Consider the following 10,945-nt stretch of genomic DNA (forward strand, 5'->3'; position numbering starts at 1 on the left):
TTGTAAGGAAAAGTGACGTTAGTCTGCGTCGTAGCCCAAATTCGGCGCCAGCCAGCGTTCCACCTCTGACACGCTCATGCCTTTACGCAGGGCGTAATCCTCAATCTGATCGCGCTGTAGCTGCGCTACGGCGAAGTACTTGCTGTCCGGGTGGCTGAAATACCAGCCGGAAACGGAGGCGCCCGGCCACATGGCGAACGACTCGGTGAGTTTCATCCCTGTGTGCGCTTCAACGTCCAGCAATTTCCAGATAGTGCCCTTCTCGGTGTGTTCCGGGCAGGCCGGATACCCCGGCGCCGGACGAATGCCCTGGTAGTTTTCGCGGATCAGCTCCTCGTTGCTGAGGTTCTCATTCGCCGCGTAGCCCCAGTACACCTTACGTACGCGCTCGTGGAGGTACTCAGCAAAGGCTTCCGCCAGGCGATCGGCGATCGCTTTCACCATGATTTTGTTGTAATCATCGTGCTGCGCGTCGTACGCATCCGCCAGCGCGTCTTCTTCCAGACCGCCGGTTACGGCAAACGCGCCGATATAGTCGGCTTTACCGGAGAGTTTCGGTGCGACGAAATCCGCCAGGCAGTAGTTGGCAAAGCCCACTTTCTCGGTTTGCTGGCGCAGGTGGTGGCTCACGGCCAGTACGTGGGTGCGGGTTTCATCGCGGTAGATTTCTATGTCGTCGCCCACGCGGTTCGCCGGGAACAGCCCCACCACCCCGCGCGGGTTGAGGGCTTTCTCTGCGCTCAGCCTGTCGAGCATGTCGTTGGCATCTTTAAACAGGCGCTTCGCCTCTTCGCCCACCACCTCATCTTCAAGAATGCGCGGATATTTGCCCGCCAGCGACCAGGTCATGAAGAACGGCGTCCAGTCGATGTAGTTACGCAGCGTTTCGATGCTGGCCGTCACGTCCTGCACGCCCAGACGGTGTGCGACCGGCGGCGTATAGCTGGACCAGTCGAACGCCAGATCGTTATCGCGCGCCGCCTGAAGCGAAACCGGCGGCGTGCGCGGTTTCTTACGTCCATGCTGAATGCGGACGGTTTCATACTCTTTGCGGGTGCGGGCGACAAAGTCATCGCGCTGGGTGTCGGACAGCAGCGCGGAGACCACGCCCACGGTGCGCGAGGCGTTTTGAACATACACCGTCGGCCCACTGTAGTTCTGCTCGATTTTCACCGCCGTGTGGGCTTTCGAGGTGGTTGCCCCGCCAATCAGCAGTGGAATGGTAAAGCCCTGGCGCTCCATCTCTTTTGCCACGTTGACCATTTCGTCCAGCGAAGGCGTAATCAGCCCGGAAAGACCAATCAGATCCGCATTCACTTCGCGCGCGGTCCTGAGGATTTTATCCGCCGGGACCATCACGCCAAGGTCGATAATTTCGTAGTTATTACACTGCAACACCACGCCAACGATGTTTTTGCCGATGTCGTGTACGTCACCCTTCACGGTGGCGATGACCATTTTACCGTTACTGGAGCCCTTCTCTTTGCTGGCTTCGATAAAGGGTTCCAGATACGCCACCGCCTGCTTCATGACGCGGGCGGATTTCACCACCTGCGGCAGGAACATTTTGCCCTCGCCGAACAGATCGCCGACCACGTTCATGCCGTCCATCAGCGGCCCTTCGATCACTTCAATCGGACGGGCGGCCTGCTGACGCGCTTCCTCGGTATCCTGCTCGATAAACTCGGTAATGCCTTTTACCAGCGAGTATTCCAGACGCTTATTCACATCCCAGGAGCGCCATTCGGCCTGTTGAACGTTGGCTGATTCGTCAGATTTACTGCCGCGGTATTTTTCCGCCAGTTCCAGCATGCGTTCAGTGGCGTCGTCACGACGATTGAGGATCACGTCTTCTACAGCGTCGCGCAGCTCGGCTGGCAGATCGTCGTAAATTGCCAGCTGGCCGGCGTTGACGATCCCCATGTCCATCCCGTTGCGGATGGCGTAGTAAAGGAACACGGCGTGGATCGCCTCACGCACCGGGTCGTTGCCGCGGAACGAGAACGAGACGTTCGACACGCCGCCGGAGATCAGCGCATGCGGTAGCTCGCGTTTAATGTCTTCACACGCGCCGATGAAGTCCTGAGCGTAGTTGTTGTGCTCTTCGATGCCGGTCGCAACGGCGAAGATGTTCGGGTCGAAGATGATGTCTTCCGGCGGGAAGCCCACCTCTTCGGTCAAAATTTTGTACGCGCGGCGGCAAATCTCAATTTTGCGTTCGCGGGTATCGGCCTGGCCCACTTCATCGAAGGCCATCACCACCACGGCGGCCCCGTAGCGACGCACCAGCTTCGCGTGGTGGATAAAGGTATCGACGCCCTCTTTCATCGAGATGGAGTTAACAATGCCTTTGCCCTGAATGCACTTCAGCCCTTTTTCGATGACTTCCCATTTGGAAGAGTCAATCATGATCGGCACGCGGGCGATATCCGGCTCACCGGCAATCAGGTTGAGAAAACGCACCATTGCCGCTTCGGCATCGAGCATCCCCTCGTCCATGTTGATATCGATGATCTGCGCGCCGCTTTCTACCTGCTGGCGAGCAACGTCCAGCGCTTCGCTGTACTTCTCTTCTTTGATCAGGCGCTTGAACTTCGCGGAACCGGTGACGTTTGTACGTTCACCCACGTTCACAAACAGGCTGTCGTCGCCGATATTGAGCGGCTCCAGGCCGGACAGACGACAGGCTACCGGAAGCTCGGGCAGCTTGCGCGGTGGAAGCCCGGCGACGGCGCGGCTCATGGCGGCGATATGCTCCGGCGTGGTGCCGCAGCAGCCGCCGACGATGTTGAGGAAGCCTGATTCGGCCCATTCGCGGATTTGCGCCGCCATGGTGTCGGCATCCAGATCGTACTCCCCGAAGGCATTGGGCAGACCGGCATTCGGGTGGGCGGTGACGTAGCACTCTGCGATGCGCGAAAGCTCCTGCACGTACTGGCGCAATTCGTCCGGCCCCAGCGCGCAGTTCAGGCCGAAGGAGAGCGCGTCGGCGTGGCGCAGGGAGTTATAAAACGCTTCGGTTGTCTGGCCGGAAAGTGTGCGCCCCGAGGCATCGGTGATGGTGCCGGAAATCATGATCGGCAGGTCGACGCCCAGCGCCTCGAACTCCTCTTTCACCGCATAGATCGCGGCTTTGGCGTTGAGGGTGTCGAATACGGTTTCAATGAGGATCAGGTCGGAGCCGCCTTCCACCAGCGCTTTAGTGGACTCACGATACGCGGCCACCAGCTGGTCAAAGGTGATGTTCCGAAACGCCGGGTCGTTGACGTCCGGTGAAATAGAGGCGGTGCGGTTGGTCGGGCCAAGCACCCCGGCCACGTAGCGCGGCTTGTCCGGCGTGCGGGCCGTCCATTCGTCGGCGCAGGCGCGCGCCAGCTTCGCCGCTTCAAAGTTGATCTCCGCCGACAGGGATTCCATCTGGTAATCCGCCATGGCGATGGTTGTCGAGTTGAAGGTGTTGGTTTCTACAATATCCGCACCCGCTTCGAAGTAAGCGTTGTGGATATCTCTGATGACAGATGGTTTGCTTAACACCAGCAGGTCATTGTTCCCTTTCAGGTCACAAGGCCAGTCGGCAAAGCGCTCGCCGCGGAAATCGTCTTCACTCAGACGATAGCCCTGGATCATGGTGCCCATGCCGCCGTCCAGCACCAGAATTCGTTCATTTAACTGCGCACGCAGTTGCTCTACTTTGCTGCTCACACTTGCTCCCGACAACGCTCAACATGGCCAAAAGGCTGCGTTCCATACTGGCATAATCTCGCAGGGTCGAAAAGTCACACAGCGGTAACATGAGACATGTTCACTATCACTCCTCCGATCAGTCAGGAAAGCGGTTGCAAAACCACCAAATAAAACGAAAATGATTTCCACGATACAGAAAAAGGAGTTCGTCATGGTTACGACCGTTCCCGCTAAACGCGGCAGAAAACCTGCTGCAACCACCGCTGCACAACCTGGCGGACAGGTTCAATCCCTGACGCGCGGCCTGAAGCTGCTGGAATGGATAGCCGAATCGCATGGTAGCGTGGCCCTGACGGAGCTGGCGCAACAGGCTGGCCTGCCGAACTCCACCACGCACCGTCTGCTGACCACCATGCAGCAACTGGGCTTCGTGCGTCAGGTGGGCGAGCTGGGACACTGGGCGGTGGGCGCGCATGCGTTTATTGTCGGCAGCAGCTTCCTGCAAAGCCGTAACCTGCTGGCGATTGTCCACCCGATTCTGCGCAAGCTGATGGAGGAGTCCGGCGAGACGGTAAACCTGGCCGTACTGGATCAGAGCGATCACCAGGCGATTATCATCGACCAGGTGCAGTGCACGCAGCTGATGCGCATGTCCGCGCCGATTGGCGGCAAGCTGCCGATGCATGCCTCTGGCGCAGGGAAAGCGTTTCTCTCGCAGCTGAGCGAAGAGCAGGTAACGGGGCTGCTGCACCGTAAAGGTCTGCACGCCTACACCCACGCCACGCTGGTGTCGCCGGTGCATCTGAAAGAAGATCTGGCTTTAACCCGCAAGCGCGGCTATTCGTTCGATGACGAAGAACATGCGCTCGGTCTGCGCTGCCTCGCGTCCTGTATATTCGACGAGCATCGCGAGCCGTTTGCCGCTATCTCCATCTCCGGGCCGATTTCACGTATAACCGACGACCGCGTCACCGAGCTGGGCGCGATGGTGATTAAGGCGGCGAAAGAGGTGACGCTGGCGTACGGTGGGATTCGCTAAACGTGCATTGCCGCCTGATGCCCTCACCCCGGCCCTCTCCCACAGGGAGAGGGAGAAAAGCGGATGCAAAACCGCTGCTTACGGCGGTAAGCGTAGACATCTTCCACATGCCCATTTTTGATCCGCGTTTGCAGCCCGCGCCAGTAGCTGGCGCGGAACAGATCGGCATGCATCTCTTCGAATAGCGGCCCGATGCGTGGGTCGGCACACAGCCAGTGGCGAAACTCCTCCGGAAACACATCGCCCGGCGATACGCTGTACCACGGCTCGCTGGACAGTTCATCTTCCGGGTAGCGCGGCGGCGGGATATCGCGGAAGTTCACCTCGGTCATGTAGCAAATTTCATCGTAATCGTAGAACACCACCCGCCCGTGACGGGTGACGCCGAAGTTTTTAAACAGCATGTCGCCGGGGAAAATATTGGCGGCGGCAAGCTGGCGAATCGCATTGCCGTACTCTTCAATGGCGTCTCGTAAAGCCTGGCCTTCGGACTGCTCCAGCCAGATATTTAGCGGCACCATCCGGCGCTCGATATAGAGATGGCTAATCGCAATCTTATCGCCAAGATCGGTAATTTTCGTCGGCGCTTCCTGCATTAGCAGTGACATCAGCGCCGGATCGATCTGCTGCTTATCCAGCACAAAGTTTTCAAATTCCTGGGTATCCGCCATGCGCCCGACGCGATCGTGCTCTTTAACCAGCTGATAGCAGGCACGAACGTGCGCGGCGCTCATCTCCTTCTGCGGGGCGAATTTATCCTTAATCACCTTAAACACGCGGTCGAAGCCCGGCAGTGTGAAAACCAGCATCACCATGCCGCGAATGCCTGGCGCTTCGATAAACTGCTCATCAGCCGTGGTGACATAACGCAGATATTCCCGATAGCTTTCCGTTTTGGCATGCTTCTGACAGCCAATCGCCATATACAGCTCGGCGGTGGTTTTGCCCGGCAGGATCTCGCGCAGCCACTCCACCAGGGCGGCAGGCAGTGGGGCATAGACCATGAAATAGGAACGGGCGAAGCCAAATACGATACTGGCCTCAGCGCTGGTAGTCAGGCAGGTATCGACAAACAGTTCGCCGTCGTCGGTACGGTGAATGGGCAGCAGAAACGGCACGATGGCTGTCGGCGTAACCAGTTTGCCCACCAGCCAGGCGGCCTTATTCCGGTAGAAAAGCTCGTTGGCAACCTGCAAATGGCTGCGGCTGAGCACCGCCTCGCCGAAGGTTTCACTGAGATACGCGTAGATATAGCCGATATCCCGGGGTTTATTCTCCCACGGCAGACGCAGCGGCAAATCCGTTAAGACGCGGTGCAGGAGCTTTTCCCAGCCGCGATCGGGAAAGAAATCTTTCGCCAGCGGACGCGGAATGGTACGAAAGCGGCGCTCCGGCTGAGAGCTGAAGATAAATAACCGCTCAGGAGATAATGAGCGGTGGTCAAATAACCGACAATAGACGGAGTTGAAAAAGCTCTCCGCAATCTCGAAGCGCGGGTAGTCGGGTAACAGATGGGTGTAGTGCTCTTTCACGCGCAGTAAAAATTCCGCATCCGGGCTTTTACCGTCGGTAATACAGCGCAGCTGTTCCACCACCAGACCTACGTGGTGATCATAAAGATGGATACGCTGCTTCATGGCCTGCTGAACCGCATGCCAGTCGGCGTGCTCAAAACGCTGTTGCGCGCCGGAGGTGACTTCCAGAAAACGGCCATACTGGGCATCGAAGCCCTGCAAAATAGTTTGGGCAATCAGTAATTCCAGACCACGCGACATATATTCCCCCTCACCCCAACCCTCTCCCCGAGGGGGGAGAGGGGGAAAAGATTAGAACTGTGCTTCTTCCGTCGAGCCCGTTAATGCCGTGACGGAGGAGGCCCCGCCCTGAATAATCGTGGTCACATTATCGAAGTAGCCGGTTCCCACTTCCTGCTGGTGCGAAACGAAGGTATATCCCTCTTTGCCCGCCGCAAATTCTGGCTGCTGTACCTTCTCAACATAGTGCTTCATGCCTTCGCCCTGCGCGTAGGCGTGCGCCAGGTCGAACATGTTGAACCACATGCTGTGGATACCCGCCAGGGTGATGAACTGGTACTTGTAGCCCATATCTGACAATTGCTGCTGGAAGCTGGCGATGGTCGTATCGTCCAGATTCTTTTGCCAGTTGAAGGACGGCGAACAGTTATAGGCCAGCAGCTTGCCCGGATACTTCGCATGAATCGCATCGGCAAAGCGCTTCGCCAGCGCCAGATCCGGCGTGGAGGTTTCACACCAGACCAGGTCAGCGTAAGGGGCATACGCCAGGCCGCGGCTGATCGCCTGTTCAATACCGGCATGCGTGCGATAGAACCCTTCGCTGGTACGTTCGCCGGTAATGAATTCGCTGTCATACGGGTCGCAGTCAGAGGTGATCAGGTCCGCCGCGTCCGCATCGGTACGGGCAATCACCAGCGTCGGCACGCCGAGCACGTCAGCAGCCAGACGCGCAGCAACCAGCTTCTGGATCGCTTCCTGGGTTGGCACCAGCACTTTCCCGCCCATATGCCCGCACTTCTTCACCGACGCCAGCTGATCTTCAAAGTGTACGGCCGCTGCACCGGCCTCAATCATCGATTTCATCAGCTCAAAGGCGTTCAGCACGCCGCCGAAACCGGCTTCCGCATCGGCGACGATCGGCAGAAAATAGTCGATAAAACGCGGATCGTGGGGTTCGATACCCGCAGCCCACTGGATCTGATCCGCACGGCGGAAGGTATTGTTGATCCGATCCACCACCGACGGCACCGAGTTCGCCGGATAAAGAGATTGATCCGGATACATGCTGGCGGCCAGGTTAGCATCCGCCGCGACCTGCCAGCCGGAAAGATAGATAGCCTCAATGCCGGCCTTCGCCTGCTGCAATGCCTGACCGCCGGTCAGCGCGCCGAGGCTGTTGATATAGCCTTTTTTAGACCCCCCATGCAGCAGATCCCACATTTTCGCCGCGCCGTTCTGCGCCAGTGTACATTCCGGGTTAACCGAGCCGCGTAACTTCACCACTTCCTCTGCGCTGTACGGACGGCGAATGCCTTCCCAGCGCGGTTGGGTCCACTCTTTTTGTAACTCTTCGATCTGTTGGGTACGGGTTTTCATGTGCAGATGCTCCATATTGTTATGTGGTGAATTACGCCAGGAAGCGGTAGCCCGGCAGGGTCAGGAAGTCGATTAAGTCATCAGAGGTGGTGATTTGCTCCATCAGGCGTGCGGCATCGTCAAAACGCCCGCTGCTGAAGCGGTGTTCGCCCAGTTCGTCCTGGATGACCCGCATCTCTTCGGCCAGCATCTGACGGAACAGGGCTTTGGTTACCGGTTTGCCGTTGCTGAGCGTTTTTTGATGATGGATCCACTGCCAGATGGAGGTACGTGAAATTTCCGCCGTGGCGGCATCTTCCATCAGGCCGTAGATCGGAACGCAGCCATTGCCTGAGATCCATGCCTCGATGTACTGCACGGCGACGCGAATGTTGGCGCGCATCCCCTCTTCCGTGCGTTCGCCCGCACACGGCGCCAGCAACTGTTCTTCTGCGATTGGCGCATCGTCTTCACGGGTAACAAACAGCTGGTTTTTGTTGTCGCCGAGTACGCGGTTAAAGACTTCCATCGCCGTATCAGCCAGACCAGGGTGGGCAATCCACGTCCCGTCGTGGCCATTACGGGCTTCCAGCTCTTTATCGGCTTTCACCTTGTTGAGCACCTGATTGTTACGCTCTGCGTCTTTGCTCGGGATAAACGCCGCCATACCGCCCATCGCAAAGGCGCCGCGTTTGTGGCAGGTCTTAATCAGCAGGCGCGAGTAGGCGCTGAGGAACGGTTTATCCATGGTGACAACCTGACGATCCGGCAATACCCGGTCGGCATGGTTTTTCAGCGTCTTGATATAGCTGAAGATGTAATCCCAGCGTCCGCAGTTCAGGCCCACAATATGGTCACGCAGCGCATGGAGGATCTCATGCATCTGGAATACGGCAGGCAGGGTTTCAATCAGCAGCGTGGCCTTAATGGTGCCGCGCGGCAGGCTGAAGCGGTCTTCTGCGTAGCTAAAGACTTCACTCCACCACGCAGCTTCCTGCCAGGACTGGGTTTTAGGCAGATAGAAATAGGGGCCGCTGCCTTTCGCCAGCAGGTTTTTATAGTTGTGGAAGAAGTACAGCGCAAAGTCGAACAGGCTGCCCGGAATCGCTTCTCCGCGCCAGGTGACGTGTTTTTCTGGCAAATGCAGACCGCGTACACGGCAGATCAACACCGCCGGATTCGGTTTAAGCTGGTAAATTTTACCGGCTTCGTTGGTATAGCTGATGGTGCCGTTGACGGCGTCGCGCAGGTTGATCTGCCCGTCGATAACTTTCTGCCAGTCCGGCGCGAGGGAATCTTCGAAGTCCGCCATAAACACTTTGACGTTGGCATTCATGGCGTTGATCACCATTTTGCGCTCTACCGGACCGGTGATCTCTACGCGACGATCCTGTAAATCTTCAGGGATTCCGCGGATTTTCCATTCACCATGACGAATGGAAGCGGTTTCCGAAATAAACCCTGGCAACTTGCCGTTATCGATCTCCTGCTGTTGATGAATGCGCGCCGCCAGCAGTTTATTACGCTGTGGCGTAAAGCGCGTCACCAGTTCAGTCAGAAACTCTACCGCTTCCGCCGTCAAAACTTGCTGTTCTTGCTCACCATTCGGCTGGGTAAAGGTCAGTTCATCGACCGTTGTTGCCTGTTGAGTCATCGTTCTGCTCCTCATCAAAGATCTAAAATCACGCCCCCGATGCGAGCGAAAGATCGTTGTGTAGTTTTCGCTCAGCAGAATTAAGACTATCTATAATTTTTCCAAAATCAAAAACAATTTCCATTTTAATTTTAATTACAACGCAACATGATGATTAATATAGAGTTAAAGTTTTCTGGTATGTTGAACGGGATTTCGGAAATAAAAAAGGCACCCGAAGGTGCCTGATCTGAATAGCTGAAACGCTTTAGGATCGTTTAATGCAGACGATTACTCCAGCGTCGGATTCATGTGGCGCAGATCGTACGGCGTAATCTGGTAGACGTAATAGTTGAGCCAGTTGGTAAACAGCAAATTTCCGTGACTACGCCAGGTTGCCCGAGGCGTGTTTTGCGGATCGTTTTTCGGGAAATAGTTGTACGGGACATCCGGATTCAGACCCGCTTCAACGTCACGAAAATACTCTGAGGCGAGGGTATGCGGATCGTACTCAGGATGGCCAGTAACGAACGCGATGCGTTTGTCTTTACTGGCGAACAGGTAGGCATCGCCGTCTTCCGTTTCGGCCAGGATTTCCAGGTCGGTGTAATCGCGGATCAGCTGTGACGGAAAATCGGCGTAGCGAGAATGCGGGGCCAGGAAAGTGTCATCGAAACCACGCGTCAGCAGCGCATGCGGGTGAAGAATGTGGTGTTCGTATACGCCAGAAAGTTTGTCGCTGCGGGTTTGCTTGGGAATGCCATAGAGGATATTCAGTGCGGCCTGTACCGCCCAACAGACAAACAAGGTGGACGTGACGTGATCTTTTGCCCACTCCAGCACCTGCCTGATCTGTGGCCAGTAGGCAACGTCATTGAATTCCACCAGACCCAGCGGTGCGCCGGTGACGATCAGCCCATCGAAATTCTCATCGCGAATATCTTCAAAATTACAGTAGAAGTTATTCAGATGCTCAGCAGGCGTGTTGCGTGACTCACGCGCGTCAATCCGCAGCAGCTGGATATCAACCTGAAGCGGAGAGTTGGAGAGCAAACGCAGGAACTGGTTCTCCGTTTCGATCTTCTTTGGCATCAGATTAAGGATCAGCACCTTCAGCGGGCGAATTTCCTGACCAGAAGCACGCGAAGTTGTCATTACGAAGACATTCTCTTCACGCAAGAAATTGACGGCTGGTAGCTCGTCCTGCACCCGAATCGGCATAACCTTAAATCCTCACAGCATACGTATAAACGTTTAGACATCCAGACAGCTAACGATACCCAGAAACGGGGTTAATGTCGAGTCTGCAAGCGAAAGGTGAGAAAGTTTCAAGGAGGGAAAGCAGGTAGGTCGGGTATGGCTGGGCCGCCACCCGACTTTTCAGAACGCCCAAAGCAAAAAACCCCGCACCTTACGGTACGGGGTTCTTCTTAATTGATGCCTGGCAGTTCCCTACTCTCACATGGGGAGACCCCACAC

Annotated in this window: 6 protein-coding genes; 1 reads left to right on the forward strand and 5 read right to left on the reverse strand. The window is 56.5% G+C overall.

What is annotated here, in order from left to right; all coding sequences use genetic code 11:
- Positions 1-18: 18 nt before the first annotated feature.
- Positions 19-3,702 (reverse strand): methionine synthase, encoded by a 3,684-nt coding sequence (gene metH, locus ACOTW6_RS17580; RefSeq protein ID WP_121478499.1) that lies wholly within the window; start codon positions 3,700-3,702, stop codon positions 19-21.
- A gap of 193 nt (positions 3,703-3,895) precedes the next feature.
- Between metH and iclR the strand changes: the two genes are divergently transcribed.
- A complete protein-coding gene (gene iclR, locus ACOTW6_RS17585) occupies positions 3,896-4,723 on the forward strand; it encodes a glyoxylate bypass operon transcriptional repressor IclR (protein ID WP_074135745.1) in 828 nt (275 codons plus the stop codon).
- Between the two features lie 23 nt (positions 4,724-4,746).
- Here the strand turns inward: iclR and aceK are convergent, their stop codons facing one another.
- From aceK to metA, 4 genes are all read right to left on the reverse strand, one after another.
- Positions 4,747-6,498: a bifunctional isocitrate dehydrogenase kinase/phosphatase gene (gene aceK / locus ACOTW6_RS17590; RefSeq protein ID WP_062933776.1), complete on the reverse strand. Its 1,752-nt coding sequence runs from the start codon at positions 6,496-6,498 to the stop codon at positions 4,747-4,749.
- 51 nt (positions 6,499-6,549) lie between these two features.
- Positions 6,550-7,854: an isocitrate lyase gene (aceA, locus tag ACOTW6_RS17595; protein WP_017382606.1), complete on the reverse strand. Its 1,305-nt coding sequence runs from the start codon at positions 7,852-7,854 to the stop codon at positions 6,550-6,552.
- A gap of 31 nt (positions 7,855-7,885) precedes the next feature.
- The gene (gene aceB, locus ACOTW6_RS17600) at positions 7,886-9,487 is read right to left on the reverse strand and encodes a malate synthase A (RefSeq protein WP_017694727.1); all 1,602 of its coding nucleotides are present in this window, start codon (positions 9,485-9,487) and stop codon (positions 7,886-7,888) included.
- A gap of 270 nt (positions 9,488-9,757) precedes the next feature.
- Complete coding sequence (gene metA, locus ACOTW6_RS17605) at positions 9,758-10,687, reverse strand: homoserine O-acetyltransferase MetA (protein WP_062933778.1); 930 nt, start codon at positions 10,685-10,687, stop codon at positions 9,758-9,760.
- Between the last annotated feature and the right edge of the window lie 258 nt (positions 10,688-10,945).

The organism is Enterobacter cloacae complex sp. IR5403 (genome assembly GCF_049238705.1).
Lineage (GTDB): Bacteria > Pseudomonadota > Gammaproteobacteria > Enterobacterales > Enterobacteriaceae > Enterobacter > Enterobacter hormaechei_C.